General features: G+C 56.8%; 15 protein-coding genes. 8 read left to right on the forward strand and 7 right to left on the reverse strand.

Annotation, left to right across the window (positions count from 1 at the left end; genetic code table 11):
* Positions 1-28: 28 nt before the first annotated feature.
* Positions 29-844: a helix-turn-helix transcriptional regulator gene (locus ELY25_RS15315; protein ID WP_126952135.1), complete on the forward strand. Its 816-nt coding sequence runs from the start codon at positions 29-31 to the stop codon at positions 842-844.
* 107 nt (positions 845-951) lie between these two features.
* Here ELY25_RS15315 and gabT read toward each other — a convergent pair whose 3' ends face one another.
* The 3 genes from gabT to ELY25_RS15330 are packed head-to-tail and all read right to left on the reverse strand — an operon-like array spanning position 952 to position 5131.
* Positions 952-2223 (reverse strand): 4-aminobutyrate--2-oxoglutarate transaminase, encoded by a 1272-nt coding sequence (gabT, locus tag ELY25_RS15320; RefSeq protein WP_126952136.1) that lies wholly within the window; start codon positions 2221-2223, stop codon positions 952-954.
* An 11-nt stretch (positions 2224-2234) separates the two neighbouring features.
* Entirely contained in the window at positions 2235-3686 is a 1452-nt protein-coding gene (locus ELY25_RS15325; protein WP_126952137.1) for an NAD-dependent succinate-semialdehyde dehydrogenase, read from the reverse strand.
* A gap of 29 nt (positions 3687-3715) precedes the next feature.
* Positions 3716-5131 carry an APC family permease gene (locus tag ELY25_RS15330; RefSeq protein WP_126952138.1) on the reverse strand — a complete coding sequence of 472 codons (1416 nt, stop codon included), beginning with the start codon at positions 5129-5131 and terminating at the stop codon, positions 3716-3718.
* 237 nt (positions 5132-5368) lie between these two features.
* Here ELY25_RS15330 and ELY25_RS15335 point away from each other — a divergent pair, with 237 nt between their 5' ends.
* From ELY25_RS15335 to ELY25_RS15360, 6 genes are all read left to right on the forward strand, one after another.
* A complete protein-coding gene (locus tag ELY25_RS15335; RefSeq protein ID WP_126952139.1) occupies positions 5369-6787 on the forward strand; it encodes an aminotransferase-like domain-containing protein in 1419 nt (472 codons plus the stop codon).
* 72 nt (positions 6788-6859) lie between these two features.
* Positions 6860-7540 carry a transglycosylase SLT domain-containing protein gene (locus ELY25_RS15340; RefSeq protein WP_221885429.1) on the forward strand — a complete coding sequence of 227 codons (681 nt, stop codon included), beginning with the start codon at positions 6860-6862 and terminating at the stop codon, positions 7538-7540.
* An 11-nt stretch (positions 7541-7551) separates the two neighbouring features.
* A complete protein-coding gene (locus ELY25_RS15345; RefSeq protein WP_126952141.1) occupies positions 7552-8292 on the forward strand; it encodes a sulfite exporter TauE/SafE family protein in 741 nt (246 codons plus the stop codon).
* Between the two features lie 135 nt (positions 8293-8427).
* A complete protein-coding gene (locus ELY25_RS15350) occupies positions 8428-8799 on the forward strand; it encodes a hypothetical protein (RefSeq protein WP_126952142.1) in 372 nt (123 codons plus the stop codon).
* A 161-nt stretch (positions 8800-8960) separates the two neighbouring features.
* Positions 8961-10079: an alkene reductase gene (locus tag ELY25_RS15355; RefSeq protein WP_126952143.1), complete on the forward strand. Its 1119-nt coding sequence runs from the start codon at positions 8961-8963 to the stop codon at positions 10077-10079.
* A gap of 395 nt (positions 10080-10474) precedes the next feature.
* Entirely contained in the window at positions 10475-11068 is a 594-nt protein-coding gene (locus ELY25_RS15360) for a cell division protein ZipA C-terminal FtsZ-binding domain-containing protein (RefSeq protein WP_126952144.1), read from the forward strand.
* Between the two features lie 3 nt (positions 11069-11071).
* On the opposite strand, the gene ELY25_RS15365 is transcribed toward ELY25_RS15360, so the two are convergent.
* Entirely contained in the window at positions 11072-12658 is a 1587-nt protein-coding gene (locus ELY25_RS15365; RefSeq protein WP_126952145.1) for an ABC-F family ATPase, read from the reverse strand.
* An 83-nt stretch (positions 12659-12741) separates the two neighbouring features.
* Positions 12742-13605 carry a sirohydrochlorin chelatase gene (locus tag ELY25_RS15370; protein WP_126952146.1) on the reverse strand — a complete coding sequence of 288 codons (864 nt, stop codon included), beginning with the start codon at positions 13603-13605 and terminating at the stop codon, positions 12742-12744.
* 68 nt (positions 13606-13673) lie between these two features.
* Here ELY25_RS15370 and ELY25_RS15375 point away from each other — a divergent pair, with 68 nt between their 5' ends.
* The gene (locus ELY25_RS15375; RefSeq protein WP_126952147.1) at positions 13674-14231 is read left to right on the forward strand and encodes a gamma-glutamylcyclotransferase; all 558 of its coding nucleotides are present in this window, start codon (positions 13674-13676) and stop codon (positions 14229-14231) included.
* A 5-nt stretch (positions 14232-14236) separates the two neighbouring features.
* On the opposite strand, the gene ELY25_RS15380 is transcribed toward ELY25_RS15375, so the two are convergent.
* Together ELY25_RS15380 and ELY25_RS15385 are read right to left on the reverse strand one after the other, a co-directional pair.
* Complete coding sequence (locus tag ELY25_RS15380; RefSeq protein ID WP_126952148.1) at positions 14237-14764, reverse strand: HPP family protein; 528 nt, start codon at positions 14762-14764, stop codon at positions 14237-14239.
* Positions 14765-14936: 172 nt separating this feature from the next.
* Positions 14937-15230: a hypothetical protein gene (locus tag ELY25_RS15385; protein WP_126952149.1), complete on the reverse strand. Its 294-nt coding sequence runs from the start codon at positions 15228-15230 to the stop codon at positions 14937-14939.
* Between the last annotated feature and the right edge of the window lie 44 nt (positions 15231-15274).

Below are 15274 nucleotides of genomic sequence, written 5' to 3' on the forward strand. Positions count from 1 at the left end.
AACCCCAGCGTGGTATGGCTTTGCGGATGTGGAATTGGTGATACGTAACGAATATGACCCGTTGCTGGCCAGCACCATCATGGCGTTGGCAACGCCTGAGTTACCTCAACATTTTTCCCGATTGGTAAAACACCTAACGGCGTTCGATAACCTGATTATCATCGCTTATCACGGCGAACAGCGGCCCATGGTGCTCTACCGGGAGTACACCGACCCTGTAGTTTATCTACCGATGGACAGCCAATATCTAGGTGGCGCCTATCTGCTCGACCCGTTTTATCGCGAGCACCTGCGAGGTGGTGTGGAAGGGATACGCCGCCTGATGGATGTTGCTCCTGACCATTTCAGGCGCACGCACTACTACAAGAACTACTATCAGCAGACCACGCTGCTTGATGAGATCGCGATTTTCACAAGCCTCACTGAAGGCGTCACTTTAACGGCCTGCCTTGGCAGAGATCGCTCCAGTGGCAAGCCTTTCAACAAACGGGAACGTGAGGCGGTGGAGCAGCACGCCATTACCCTTGCCGGCCTGATGAAAAAACATTGGCAGGATTATCGGCCACAAGACGCAATGAAAGCTGCACCGGCGCCGCTTGAAGAGCGTCTACAAGGGGTGCTCAAGCAGGAACACCGTATCAGACTCAGCCCGCGCCAGGCGGAAGTGGCCCTGTTTATCTTACGAGGCCACTCCTCTCTCTCCATCAGCCTGCATCTGGGGGTTAGCCTGCAAACGGTTAAAGTGTTTCGTCGCCAGCTCTACGCCAAGTGCAGCATCTCTTCTCAAGCCGAGCTTTTCGCGCTGCTGATGCCCTTGTTCGCCCGGCTGACGGCGTCTGAATAAGCGCCTCCCTGGCATTTTGCGTTATTCAGCGGCATATAAAAAAGCCCGCCCCTGCCGCAAGCGAACGCTTTTGGCGGGGGCGGGCTATAGATGCCTAATGCGGCGTATTAGCTAAGCGCTTCCAGCGACTGCTCAATAATGCTTAAGCCTTCTTCCAGCACTTCGGAAGACACTGTCAACGGCACCAGAATACGGATGCTGTTGCCATAGAAGCCGCAGGAGAGCAGGATCAACCCTTTCTCACGCGCTTTCGCGCAAACTTGCTGGGTCATCGCGGTGTCGGGCTTGCCGTTACTATCCAAAAGCTCGAACGCGGCCATGGCGCCCAGCTGGCGGCCGTGTGCCACGGCGGGGAAGCGCTCTTCCCATACGCCAAAACGTTCAGCCAACAGGCGACCCATCTGCGCGCTGCGCTCAAGGATATTCTCTTCCTCGATCACCTCGATCACCGCCAGGGCCGCCGCGCAGGAGAGCGGGTTGCCGCTGTAGGTGCCGCCTAGGGAATTGGGGCCGGAGGCGTCCATCACCTTGGCCGAACCGACCACCGCAGACAGCGGCATGCCGTTAGCCAGGCTCTTGGCAGTCGTCAGAATGTCCGCCTCAACGCCGCTATGTTCCAGCGCAAACAGCTTGCCGGTGCGCGCAAAGCCGGACTGCACTTCGTCAGCAATCAGCAGAATACCGTGCTCATCACACAGCGCGCGCAGCGCTTTCAGGTAATCCGGTGAAGCGATGTAGAAGCCGCCTTCGCCCTGGACCGGCTCGATCACAATCGCCGCCGTGCGATGCGGGGCGATATCAGTCTTGAACAGCGTGCGAATGGCATTAAGTGAGGCCTCTTCGCTAATACCGTGCAAGGGATTGGGGAACGGCGCGCGGAAGACGTCACCCGGCATCGGGCCGAAATCATTCTTGTAGGGCAACACTTTGCCGGTCATAGCAAGCGTCATCATGGTGCGGCCGTGGAAGGCGCCATCGAAGGTGATGATGCCGGTACGGCCAGTGGCGGCGCGGGCAATCTTCACGGCATTTTCCAGCGCTTCGGCACCGGTGTTGACCAGCATGGCTTTACGCTCGGGGCCGCGTACCGGGGTCAGTTCACACAGTTTCTGACACAGCTGAACGTAAGGCGCGTAGGAGATGACCGCGGCGCTGGTGTGCATGACCTTGTGTAGCTGCGCTTCAACGGCGGCAACGATTTTCGGGTGGCGATGGCCGAGGTTCAAAACGCCGATGCCACCCGCGAAGTCAATCCAACGGTTGCCGTCGGCATCCCACAGTTCGGCGTTTTCAGCGCGCTCGGCAAAGGCCGTATTCGGGGTCGCTGCGCCGTTGGCCACATAACGGTTTTTCAGTTCGTTCAGTTCGTGATTTGTCATGATACTTCTCCTTATAAGCCGCCGACGCAGACGTATTTTAATTCAGTAAATTCATCGAGACCGTGGTGGGAGCCTTCACGGCCCAAGCCGGACTCTTTTACACCGCCAAACGGCGCCAGCTCGGTCGAGATCAGCCCTTCGTTGACGCCGACCATGCCGTATTCCAGCGCTTCCATGGTGCGCCAGATGCGGCGGTAATCCGTGGCGTAGAAGTAGGCCGCCAAACCGAATGGGGTATCGTTAGCCATCTGGATGGCCTCTTCGTCCTGCTTGAAACGGAATACAGGCGCAACTGGGCCGAAGGTCTCCTCATCGGCCACCGCCATCTGCGTGGTCACGTCAGCGAGTACCGTGGGCGTGAAGAAGCGCTCGCCCGCCGCATGAGTCTCGCCGCCACACATAAGGCGCGCCCCTTGGCTCATGGCGTCATCCACATGACGCTGCACTTTATCGACCGCGGCCTGATTGATCAGCGGGCCAATTACGCTGCCGTCTGCCAGGCCGTCGCCTACTTTTAGGGCTTTTACCCGTTCGGTGAGCTTGCTGACGAACGCATCGTAAATGCCGTCCTGGACCAGAAAGCGGTTGGTGCACACGCAGGTTTGCCCGGCGTTGCGGAATTTGGAGGCGATAGCACCGTCCACCGCAGCGTCCACGTCGGCATCGTCAAACACGATAAATGGCGCATTGCCGCCCAGCTCCATGGCGGTCTTCTTCACGGTGCTGGCGCACTGGGCCAGCAGGCGCTTGCCCACCGGCGTGGAGCCAGTGAACGACACCTTGCGCACGCGTGAATCAGTCGTCAGCACTTCACCGACTTCCGCTGGTTTGGAGGCGGTCACCACGTTGATGGTACCTGCGGGCAGGCCCGCTTCCAGCGCCAGGTACGCCGCTGCCAGGGCGGTCAGGGGCGTTGCCTCGGCGGGCTTGATCACCACGGTGCAGCCCGCGGCCAGTGCCGGGGCACACTTGCGGGTGATCATCGCCAACGGGAAGTTCCACGGCGTGATGGCGGCCACCACGCCGACTGGCTCGCGCAGCACCAACAGGCGCTTGTCGGCGCCGTGGCTGGGCAGGGTTTCGCCGGCCATGCGTTTGGCTTCTTCGGCGAAGAACTCGATGAACGAGGCGCCGTAGGTGACTTCGCCCTTGGCTTCCGCCAGCGGCTTGCCCTGCTCCATGGTCATCAGCCGCGCTAAGTCGTCGGCATGTTCAGTGATCAGTTCAAACCAGCGGCGCAGCAGGGCTGAGCGCTGTTTTACCGGGGTAGCGCGCCAGGTAGGGCCGGCTTCATAAGCCGCGGCCACGGCATCACGGGTATCTTCCGCGCCAAGCTCTGCGACACGGGCAATGGTTTCGCCGGTGGCGGGGTTGTCCACGGCAAAGGTTTCTTTTCCGGTGCGCCACTCGCCGCCTACCAGGGCGGGGACGGCTTCGTGCAACCACTGTTCGATAAAGCTCATACAATGCTCCTGTGAATGTCGTAGACGGCTTACAGATCCGCCATCATGTGTTGGTCGCTATAGGCGCGGCCGTAGGTACGCAGCGCGTGGATATACAGCGCAATACCCAGTACCGACCAGCCGGCGAAGATGCTCCACTCCGCACCACTCAACGCGGCCGGGCTACCCGGCAAGTAGAGGCAGGCCATGCCGAAGGACAGAACAATGGCCAGGGTGCCGCACAGCTTGCCGTGACGAATGCGGAACGGACGGGGCATGTCCGGCTCACGCACGCGCAGCACCATAAAAGAGATCGCCACAAACAGGTAAGCGATCACGATACCCAGTCCACCGGCGTTAACGATCCACACCAGAGCCGGGCGGCCGAAGAACGGCGCGATGCAGGAGAGAAAGCCCATCAGGAAGATAGCGTTGGTGGGTGTTTTATAGCGCGGGTGCAGCTTGCCAAACGGCGCGGGCAGCATGCCGGCTTTAGCCAGCGCATAAATGGCCCGCGAGCCGCCAATGTAGAACGCGTTCCAGCTGGTAATGATGCCCGCGATACCCGCCATTACCATCAGGTTGCTGGCCCAGGAAGCGTTAAACAGCGCGCCCATGGCGTCCGGCACGCTCAAGGAGCTTGCAGCAAGCTCGGTGCTGTTAAGCGCCAGGCTAGTCGCCAAAATGATCAGCGCGTACCACACCACCGCCAGAATGACCGAAAGCATGAGTACCTTGCCGATGGCTTTATAAGGCAGATTGATCTCTTCCGCGGCCTGGGGAATCACGTCAAAGCCCACAAACAGGAAGGGCACCATGACCAACACCGCAATGATCCCAGCCATGGTGCCGTTATCGCCATGGGCAAAAAGCGGCATCATGTTGATAGTCTCACCCTCAAACAGGGAGCCTGTCACAAACATCACGCCGACCAGCAGAATCAGGCCGGTCACCACTTTTTGTAGCAGGGCCGCGGTGGACACGCCGAAGTAGTTGATCAACATCATCAAAAGCGAACCGCCTACACCCACGGCCACCCAGGTCGCTTTTACTTCCCAGCCAGCAATGGTCCAAAGGTGCCCGACGGCGTAGTTAGGCGCCAGGTGTTCAATAACCGTGGGCAGTGCAACGGCTTCAAACGCCACCACGCTCAAATAGCCGAGAATGATCGCCCATGTACATAAAAAGGAGGGCAGATGGCCTAGCGCCCGGTAGCTGTAAACGTGCTCGCCGCCAACCTTGGGCATGGCGGAGGCAAGCTCTGCGTAGGTCAAACCGACCAGCACAATGGCAAAACCACCCACAATAAAGGCTAGAATAGCGCCCAGGCTGCCGGCGGACTGGATGGCGGTTCCGGTAAGAACGATCCAGCCCCAGCCGATCATGGCCCCAAACGCGAGGGCGAGTACATCGCCACGGGCCAGTACCCGGACGAGTTTATCTTGTTCAGAAGTGGGAGTGCTCATAGCAAAGTATCCTGCAAGTTATTGGATGTTGTCATTGGCGCTCTATGGCGCAGTATCCTTATCCCGTTTATAGGGCATATAGACACGCTAGCAGGCTGAAGGTAGAACGCGTATGCACCACTTTTCTGTTTAACTAGACCACTTTCTTAATGCACCAATACAGTGCAAAGAATCGGCTGATAATTGCCTGACAGTTCACGCTGTTAGTACTTTCAGCCAGGTAAAAGGGAGCTTTGCATGGACCGTGAGCAGGTTTTGCACCAACTTGAACATCTTTATGCACTCCAACCTGAACGGCTAAGCAAGCAGGTCCGTATTGAACAAGCACTGCGTTCTGCGATTACCCAGCAGTGGCCCGTCGGGCTACGCTTACCTTCTCATCGGGTATTGGCACAGAAGCTGGGGGTGGCCCGCCAGACCCTGGCATTGGCGATTGGTACGCTGCTTGAAGAAGGCTTGCTTAAAACGGCTCATGGTCAGGGCACTTGGACCAGCAAACCTTCCCTCGCCGCCAACTCGCCTACCCAGAATCGCCCCCTTTCCAAACGCGCGCAGAAAGTGCTGCAAGGCCTGGGCGCCAGCCTGATTCAAAGCGGGGCCTTTGTGCCGGGTATTCCGGATATTGCCCAATTTCCCATGCGTAAATGGCGCCAGCTTTATGCCAGCGTGACAGTCCCGCAAAATGCGCTGCTACTCTCCTACTCGACCGGCGGCTATGGGCCGTTAAAGCGAGCCATACGCGATTTTCTGGAGCGCTGGCGCAATATTCGCTGCGACACTGACCAGATCATCATCACCGATGGCACCCATAACGGTCTTGAGCTTTGCGCCATGGCGCTTGCCGATGTAGGCGATACGGTGGCAATGGAATCACCCTGCTACTGGGGGGCGCGCAATGTATTTACTGCTACGGGAATGAACGTTGAGATGCTGCCGTGGCACCCCGATCATGGCCATACCCTGTCAGCCTCGCTGGCCCCCGTTCAGTTGGCGTATCTGACCGGCTCCCATCACTATCCGCTCAGTGTGCCGACCTGTCTTCACGACAAGCAGCGCCTGTGCGATACCCTGGCGCCTACCTACATTATTGAAGATGACTACGAGTTCAACCGCAACGACCATTCAAACCTGCTGTTTGATCCAGAATCCGGACATCACTTACTGGCCGGCTCTTTTTCCAAGATGATGTTTCCGGGCCTGCGGTTGGGGTACCTGGTGGTCCCCCGCCAGCTGTCCGGGCCCATGAACCGCCTGCGCAGCGAGCTGTTTCGTGAGGGGCGCATGCTGGATCAGGCGGTGCTTGCGCAGTTCATTTTTGATGGTGATCTGGATGCCTGGTGCCGTCGTATTCAGCGCGATTATCTTGGCCGCCAGCAGGTAATGCATGACCAGCTGCGTGCCCTTCCCTTTGTAAAGCGTATTTCGCCACCGAGCAGCGCTATTAGCCTGTGCATCGAATTTGCATCGCACATCAACGATGTTCAGCTTGCCCAAGCGCTACTCAAAGAGCACTTGATCGTACGCCCGCTAAGCCCGGTATGCGCAGAACATGACCCGCGCTCAGGCCTGGTAATGGGGGTAGGTATGCTTTCAGGTGAAACGCTGGCCCGTGAGGCTCAGCGGCTACGCCGATGCCTTGAAAACCTGTTACGCTAGCGGCCAACAAGAAGCTGATTTGACTCGGTATAAAATATCGGTGACGGCACTTTTATCCACAAGGAATTCGTCATGCTTTGCCCTGTTGATAGTTTTCCCACGAGATACTTGTCGTGGCTTATGACACTGCGTACGTGGGGGGTAATCAGCACTGTCCTGCTGCTCTCAGGGTGCGCCACCTTTGCCCCTAACCCGCCTCGGGATCAGAGCAATATCTGCGAAATTTTCCGTGAACAGCCCACCTGGTATGACTACGCGCGGGATTCTCAAGAAAAATGGGGCACGTCGATTGCCACGCAAATGGCATTTATTCAGCAGGAATCTTCCTTTAAAAGCCATATCCGTCCGGATCGTAAGTACTATCTAGGCTTTATTCCCGGCCCTCGCCCCTCTTCGGCAAAAGGCTATGCCCAGGCGCAGGACCCGGTATGGGGCGAGTACCGTGACCAGGCCGGCAGCCTGTTTGCGCGGCGTACCAGTATGAAGCACGCCACCGATTTTATCGGCTGGTACAACCGCCGCTCACAACAGCAGGCGGGCATTTCGCTGACCAACCCGGAACACCTCTACTACGCCTATCACGAAGGGGCCGGCGGCTATCGGCGCGGCACTTACCGTAATAAGCCGCATGTATTGCGCGCCGGGCAACAGATTGCTACCCGCACAAGCCGCTACCAGACCCAGCTCAACGCCTGCGAAGCCGAGTTTCAATGCCGCCGTTTCTATCAGGTCTGGCCCTTTTGCCGTAGCTAAGAAGCCCTAACATGTCATTACTCATCGGTTCATTGTTTGTCTTTGTTGTCTTTTTGACCTCAATGCTGTCAGGCATCTTCGGCATGGCGGGCGGTTTGGTGCTGCTGTGGTTTCTGCTGCTGGTTTTTCCAGCGAGCACTGCCATGGCCGTGCATGGTGTAATTCAGCTGACCGCCAACGGGTCGCGCGCATGGCTCTCACGGCGGTTTATTGTTTGGCGAATCGTTGCCTTTATGACGCTTGGCGTGCTGAGCGCGGCTGGGTTACTGCTGTTGTTCAATTACAGCCCCAATGCGGCCACCGTTTCGATCCTGATCGGCTTGATGCCGATTTTGGTGTGGATGCCCAAGCGCTGGTTTCATCTGAATGCCAATCGGGCCAGCCACGCGCTGCTGTGCGGCATGGCCTCCGGCGGGCTAACTATTGCCGCTGGGGTGTCGGGACCTTTAATTGATATCTTTTTTGTGCGTTCGCAAATGGACCGCCGCCAGGTAGTGGCCACCAAAGCGATGATTCAGGTGGTCGCCCATAGCATCAAGATCCTGTTTTACCTGGGGGCGGCGCTGGCATTAAGCGCAGGAGAATGGGGCATGGTACTACTGGCGGCTCCCTTTGCCATTTTAGGTACCCAAACCGGGACGCGTATTTTACACCGCCTGACCGATGCCAACTTTCGCACCTGGACACGCTGGATCGTTACCGGGATTGGCGTTTTCTATTTTGGCCAAGGGCTCGTGCTGCTTAGTCAGTAAATGGCGCTACCCGGTACGGTTAAAACCTCCGCCTGTCGATAGCCTTTATATTGACACCCTAATTGACTGCCGTTATCGTCGAAAAGATGTTAATGAGAACCAATTTCTTTTAGTGACATTTAGCGGGATGGCCAAATGACCAGTGAGCAGCGACAGCTTCGCCAGACCCTCGTGTTTCTGCGAACCTCGTTTGAAGCGATTCAGCACTCTATTGCTGGCCGCCTTGACGACCCGCTGCCCTGCTGGCTGGATGCCACGATGCTTTCAATGCTGGCGCGAGAGTTAAACCGCTGCTGCAGAGAGGCCCGGCCACTGTTTGCCCCTCAGGCGGTTGAACAGATATTTCTGGCCTCCCAGCAGTGCGAGCTACTCCTTAAACAGTGCCCGGGTGTGCTCAGCAGCGCCGTATGCCACCGGCAGCTAGCCGCGATAATACTGCCGCTTACCAGCGCCATTGGGCAAGTCGATACGCCCGTCAAACGGCGCTGGCCCTGGCAACGTGAATAAATGATCCCTCACGCTCTAATGCCCCCGCCTTATTTTCCAGGCGGGGGTTTGTTTTAACTAGACCGCATAACAGCGCGTAGAACATCATAGTTGGCGCTTACTAGTAAACTGGTCTATTCTGACCACTGTTATCTATTATTGCCGTAAAAGGAGTTAGCTGCATGGCGTATGAAACGCTTTTTACCCCGACCCAACTGGGCAGCCTGTCGATTCCCAACCGAGTCATCATGGCACCGCTTACCCGGTCGCGCACGCCGGACAGCGTGCCAGGCAAGATGCAAGAGGCCTACTACGGGCAGCGGGCCGGTGCGGGGTTAATCATCAGCGAAGCTACCAATATTTCGCCCACCGCTCGCGGTTATGTTTACACGCCGGGTATCTGGACCGATGAGCAGGAAGCCGGCTGGCAAGGGGTGGTTAACGCCGTTCATGCCAAAGGCGGTCGCATTGCAATTCAGCTATGGCACGTTGGGCGCGTTTCCCATGAAATGGTTCAACCCAATGGAGAGCAGCCGGTCGCGCCTAGCGCCCTGAAAGGCGAAGGCGCCCAGTGTTTTGTCGAGTTTGAAGATGGCACTGCTGGCCAGCACCCCACCAGCACGCCCCGTGCCCTTGAAGCCGATGAAATCTCCGGCATTGTGGACGACTATCGCCAAGCCGCTATTCGCGCCAAGCGTGCCGGTTTCGATATGGTGGAAGTGCACGCGGCCAACGCTTACCTGCTCAACCAGTTCCTGGCAACTGGCAGCAACCAGCGTACCGATCAATACGGCGGTTCGATCGAGAATCGTGCCCGCTTCCCGCTAGAGGTTATTGATGCGGTCATTGAGGTGTACGGCGCAGACCGGGTGGGCATTCGCATGACCCCCTTTATCGAACTGTTCGGCCTGACCGATGATGAGCCGAAAGAGATGGCCTTCTACATAGCGGAGCAGCTTTCCAAGCGCGGCCTCGCCTACCTGCACCTGAACGAGCCCAACTGGGCCGGTGGTGATATTCAGTTCCCCGACGGTTTCCGTGAGCAGATGCGAGAGCGTTTTAGCGGTAGCCTGATCTACTGCGGCAACTACGACGCTGAACGCGCCGAAGCCCGCATTAACGACAAATCGACAGATGTCGTGGCGTTTGGTCGGCCGTATATTGCCAACCCTGACCTCGCTGAGCGCTTTCGGGTTGATGCAGCACTCAATGAACCCAACCACGACACTTTCTACGGTGGCGATGAAAAGGGCTATACCGACTATCCGTTTATGGATAACGGGTATGATCGCACGGGCTAAGCCCAGCTGCCGTTTGACAGTTTACTGATCAAAAAGCACTACTGCGGTAGTGCTTTTTTTGTACTTTTATAAAGGTAAAGACTGGTAACCTAGTACGTTGGCAAAATGCGAAGATGGTATGTTGCATTCGCCGGTGGCGTTTTTGCTTTCGCTGGGTCTGTTGGGCTTGCAGTCAGTACGGGCATGAAATTTCGCCCAAAAGGTGGGTACCGTAACCTATAAAAGCCTTTTTGACCTCCGCCCGTGATCATGCCTCCCATCGCTTGAACTGCTTTTCCAGGTAAACACTCTCGCTATTGGTGCTTTACTGGCTGAGGGTGCCGCTGGCATTGAAGGCAAGAGCTCTACGATTAAATAACACTGAGTCACGAATTAAAAAAAGGGATTTTAAGAATATGGATCGCACGACTGCCATTTTAATGTTGGCATTGATATCGCTGGTATTCGGGGGATTAGCGGCAGCAATATTCATCTACGTCATTATTCCATGGCGCCGACGTCGCGCCAAAGAGAAAGCGGACAGGCTTACGCCGTCACCTGCCAGGGTTGTCGAGTCACCTGCCGACGAAACGCCTGTGACGATCCAACCGGCCGCCAAGGTTTCCCAGCACTCTTTATTTATCATTTTTGCTGAACCGGGGCAGGCCACCGAGCAAACGCTTACTCAGTGGCTTCAAAAGATCAACGCCGACTACGACCCGCTTAAGAAGGTATTTCTGGTGGCGGGCCAGCAGCCGGCCAACCCGATCACGATTGCCAACGCCTTCCTGCCCGGCGAGCTCCCTGATCTGTACAGAAACGAAAGCGCCGATGAGGAAATCAAAGGCATCAGCCTGATCGTCAAACCGCCCCTACACAAACGCCGCAATCAACAGATGATTGCCTTTGTGGCACTTGCCAAAGAGGCGGCAACGCTATTTAACGCCGACGTGCTGGATACCCAGCATCAAAATGCCACGGAAGACACCTACACCCAGATTATCGGCTGAGTGTTACGCCACCCCTTGGCTGCGCAGATAGTCATCGTAACTGCCGCTGAAATCGACAATGCCGCCAGGCTGCATATCAATGATGCGTGTGGCCAGACTGGAGACAAACTCGCGGTCGTGGCTGACAAACAGCAGCGTGCCTGGGTAATTTTCCAGCGCCAGGTTGAGCGCTTCAATGGACTCCATATCCAGGTGGTTTGTCGGCTCGTCCATCAGCAACACGTTAGGGTTAGTGAGTGTTAACTTGCCAAACAGCATACGCCCCTGCTCTCCTCCGGAAATCACTTTGGTCGATTTACCGATGTCGTCACTTGAGAACAGCATCCGGCCAAGCGCTCCACGCACCACCTGCTCGCCTCCCTGGGTCCACTGCGCCATCCACTCGAACAGCGTAGCATCAATGGCAAAGTCGTCGGCATGATCCTGAGCAAACACCCCAAGCTCGGCCGCGTCGGTCCATTTCACCTCGCCTTTATCGGGATGCAAATCGCCCGCCAGGGTTTTTAGCAATGTCGTCTTGCCGATACCGTTGGGGCCGATGATGGCGATACGCTCACCGGCTTCAACCGTCATGGAAAACCGCTCGAACAGCGGCGCGCCATCGTATCCCTTGGTAATGGCATCAACATTCACCGCATTACGGTGTATTTTCTTGTTTTGATCAAAGCGGATAAACGGGCTGACACGGCTTGAGGGCTTGATATCTTCAAGTTTGATCTTGTCGATCTGGCGCGCGCGCGAGGTCGCCTGCTTGGCTTTCGAGGCGTTCGCCGAGAAGCGGCTCACAAACTGCTGAAGCTCGGCAATCTGGGCCTTTTTCTTGGCGTTATCCGAGTGCTGACGCTCGCGCGCGGCGGTTGCCGCCGTCATGTAGTCATCATAGTTACCCGGGAACAGAGTAATCTCGCCGTAGTCCAGATCCGCCATGTGGGTGCATACGCTGTTCAGGAAGTGGCGGTCGTGGGAAATGATGATCATGGTGCTGTTACGCGCCGTCAAAATATCTTCCAACCAACGGATGGTATTGATATCCAGGTGGTTGGTAGGCTCGTCGAGCAGCAGTACATCAGGGTCGGAAAACAGCGCCTGGGCCAGGAGCACACGCAGTTTCCAGCCTGGGGCCACTTCACTCATCGGCCCGGTATGCTGCTCGATAGGAATGCCCAGACCCAGCAGTAATTCACCTGCGCGGGACTCGGCGGTATAGCCATCAAGCTCGGCAAAGCGTACTTCAAGGTCAGCGACCGCCATGCCGTCCGCTTCGCTCATTTCCGGCAAGCTATAGATGCGCTCGCGCTCGGCGGCAACCTTCCAAAGCTCGGTGTTGCCCATGATCACGGTGTCAATTACACGCTCGTTTTCATAAGCGAACTGATCCTGACGCAGCTTCCCCAGCCGCGTGCTGCTATCCAGCATGACCTGACCCGATGACGGCTCAAGCTCTCCGCCCAGAATCTTCATAAAGGTCGACTTGCCGCAACCATTGGCGCCAATCAGACCGTAGCGATTGCCGTTGTTGAATTTGACGGAGACGTTTTCAAACAGGGGCTTGGCCCCGAACTGCATGGTGATATTGGCGGTTGCGATCAAGATGTGGGCCCTGGTTAGCGTATAAAGTGCGCGTGCAAAGGCCCGCGATTCTACGCGCTCTTGGACGTTGTTACACCTATCACCTAGCGTGGCGTATCACTGAGTGCGGGTAGGTCGAGTAGAAAGCGTTCGCCATCAATCGCTTGGCGTAGCCGGGAATGCAAGATATCTACGATCCCGGCATGCTCGCCGACGAGCTTCGCAGTCATTACGTTAAGAGCTGGATGACGCTTTTCCGCCGCGCGGCAAATCTCATCGATATCGCCGCCCTCGCCTGCGTGGCGGCCTGGCGAGAGAAATAGCATGGCCAGTACCACCGGCCCTGCCTGAAACTCAGGCTTATCCAGCAGATTTTCCAGAAGCGGCTCATTAAACCGGTATTCATCACCGTCGCGGCGCTCCATGGACGCCGCCGCCACACAGGCGACCTCCTCTTCCAGCAGAACACTTAACTGCCCGGCTAGGCGGTTGCGAACGGCCGTGACGTCGGGAATGGGGCTTCCGTGGTCTACCAGGGCAACGTGCGGCCGCTCACCGTTAAGATGCTCACGTACGTTATCCGCCAGCAACTTGGCTAGACGCAGATCGATATCGCCCAGCTCGTCTACCAGTGGCTGGGCTACGCGTACGCTAACGCCTGGGAACTTTTCCTGTAGAGCCGCCATGCGTTCGGGCAAATAGCCAGTCAAGGCTTTACTCGGGCCAAAAAAGAACGGTACCACGATAAGCTCGGTTGCCCCTTGCTCAGCGCTGCATTCAGCAGCAGGGCCAAGGGTCAACGCGGGCGTACCCTCAAGCTCGTCAGGGGGAATTTTATTGGAGTGAAGTAACGAGGCAGCCTGTACCGGCTCATCCAGCTTTTGCGACAGCTCTGCCGCTATCCGACGCAGGTTGAGCGTGGCCGCCGGGCGCAGCGAGCCGTTATCTACCAGAAAAATCGCGCGCATGTCCCGCTCCAGGAGAAAGTGATAGGGCATGTTACCATGGCCTTTTCACCACGTTCACGGTGCCCACGTTGATCGACACCACCGCCATCAACCAGCAGCGCAACCAGTTTGCACAGCACGCCGATATCTGGCTGTTTGGCTACGGCTCGCTGATCTGGAAAGCTGATTTTGCCTATCTGGAAAGTCGCAGTGCCTATATTACCGGCTGGGAGCGTCGCTTCTGGCAGGGCTCGCATGATCACCGCGGCACGCCAGAAGCGCCTGGCCGTGTAGTCACGCTAACGCCGGTGGCCGGCGCCATCTGCCACGGCATGGCCTACCGGATTACTCCGGAAACCCTGGCGCCGCTGGACCACCGCGAGAAAAACGGCTACCTGCGTGAAATCACCTCAATGCACTTTACCGATGGCAGCGAAGCTCAGGGCCTGGTCTATATGGCCACCGATGATAACCCTGCGTTTCTAGGCCCGGCGCCGCTTGAGGCCATGGCGCAGCAGATCGCCCGCGCCGAAGGGCCTAGCGGGCCCAACCGCGACTACCTTATGAACCTGGCAAGCGCCTTGCGCGAGTTGCAGGTTGATGATGCGCATATCTTTGCGCTTGAAGAACAGCTTCAGCGCCTCTAAGCGCTTTACCAGTAGCGCGGGTAGCGGCGATGGCGGGCCAGGTTGTTGACCAGAATGGCGATGACCAGCATGACCACGCAGCCCATGCCAATAGGCAATAACGGATACCACCACCCCAGTTGATGCACGCTAGCCCCACCGCCTACGGCAATCAAGGCGGCCGCTGCGCCGGGTGGATGCACCGTATGCGTGAGCTGCATTACCAGAATTGACAGGGAAACTGAAAGCGCCATGGAAATCGGTGTTGCTCCCAGCAGCTGATAGCAGCCTACGCCTATACAGGCCGAGAGCACGCTACCAAACAGCACGTGGCTGGGTTGGGCGAAAGGGCTTTCCGGCGCGGCGTAAATCAGCACCGATGTCGCCCCGAACGAGCCCACAATCAGCAGCTGTTGCGAAAGCCATGCCGAGCTTAGCCAACAGATGACGGCCATACCGGTAAAGGCACCCAGCCATGACCAGATGGCATCTTGCCAGCCTACTCGGGCGCGCTGAATACGTTCGCCACGCATCTTGCCAAGATAAGTTTTCATTACACCCACTTTGCACTAAAGAAGTGCAAATGATGGCAAATTGCACCAAATAGGCAAATGATAAATGGTCATACTCTTATGAGTTGAATTCAGGCATTAGTAATGCGCGCCAACTTCCGGTATCCATACAAATACTTAGCGCGCTTACTTATAGAAAGGCTGTGCCACTGCGTTACATCATCAACCAAGAAAGAATAAATAGCGCGATAATAGTTTTCACAATGCCTCCAACAATTGAGCCACGTAAAAACGACTTTACCCCTCCCCATAGAATCAGCAGCCCGATCACCAACACCGCAATGCTTAAAAAAGAGTCGTTGATTCCTAATGATCGGGTCAGGCCGTCAATAAAATCGCCAAAGGCACCAAAGAAGTTGGTAAAAATGCCCAGAAGAAATTCCACCACCGTACGAATCACATCGCCAATGGTCTCGCCTACCCGGTCAAAAAATCCATTTGCTTGCATCCGTTCTGCCCCGCGTTTAAAGGAATCAGGCATTGTCGGCGAAA

It is taken from the genome of Vreelandella populi, from assembly GCF_003989825.1.
GTDB classification, from domain to species: Bacteria; Pseudomonadota; Gammaproteobacteria; order Pseudomonadales; family Halomonadaceae; genus Vreelandella; species Vreelandella populi.

Bases quoted from the DNA above. Each gene is read 5' to 3' on its own strand.
- gabT (WP_126952136.1), bottom strand. From the start codon at position 2,223: ATGACAAATCACGAACTGAACGAACTGAAAAACCGTTATGTGGCCAAC.
- ELY25_RS15385 (WP_126952149.1), bottom strand. From the start codon at position 15,230: ATGCAAGCAAATGGATTTTTTGACCGGGTAGGCGAGACCATTGGCGAT.
- ELY25_RS15335 (WP_126952139.1), top strand. From the start codon at position 5,369: ATGGACCGTGAGCAGGTTTTGCACCAACTTGAACATCTTTATGCACTC.
- ELY25_RS15345 (WP_126952141.1), top strand. From the start codon at position 7,552: ATGTCATTACTCATCGGTTCATTGTTTGTCTTTGTTGTCTTTTTGACC.
- ELY25_RS15325 (WP_126952137.1), bottom strand. From the start codon at position 3,686: ATGAGCTTTATCGAACAGTGGTTGCACGAAGCCGTCCCCGCCCTGGTA.
- ELY25_RS15370 (WP_126952146.1), bottom strand. From the start codon at position 13,605: ATGCGCGCGATTTTTCTGGTAGATAACGGCTCGCTGCGCCCGGCGGCC.
- ELY25_RS15355 (WP_126952143.1), top strand. From the start codon at position 8,961: ATGGCGTATGAAACGCTTTTTACCCCGACCCAACTGGGCAGCCTGTCG.
- ELY25_RS15330 (WP_126952138.1), bottom strand. From the start codon at position 5,131: ATGAGCACTCCCACTTCTGAACAAGATAAACTCGTCCGGGTACTGGCC.
- ELY25_RS15380 (WP_126952148.1), bottom strand. From the start codon at position 14,764: ATGAAAACTTATCTTGGCAAGATGCGTGGCGAACGTATTCAGCGCGCC.
- ELY25_RS15350 (WP_126952142.1), top strand. From the start codon at position 8,428: ATGACCAGTGAGCAGCGACAGCTTCGCCAGACCCTCGTGTTTCTGCGA.
- ELY25_RS15360 (WP_126952144.1), top strand. From the start codon at position 10,475: ATGGATCGCACGACTGCCATTTTAATGTTGGCATTGATATCGCTGGTA.
- ELY25_RS15340 (WP_221885429.1), top strand. From the start codon at position 6,860: ATGCTTTGCCCTGTTGATAGTTTTCCCACGAGATACTTGTCGTGGCTT.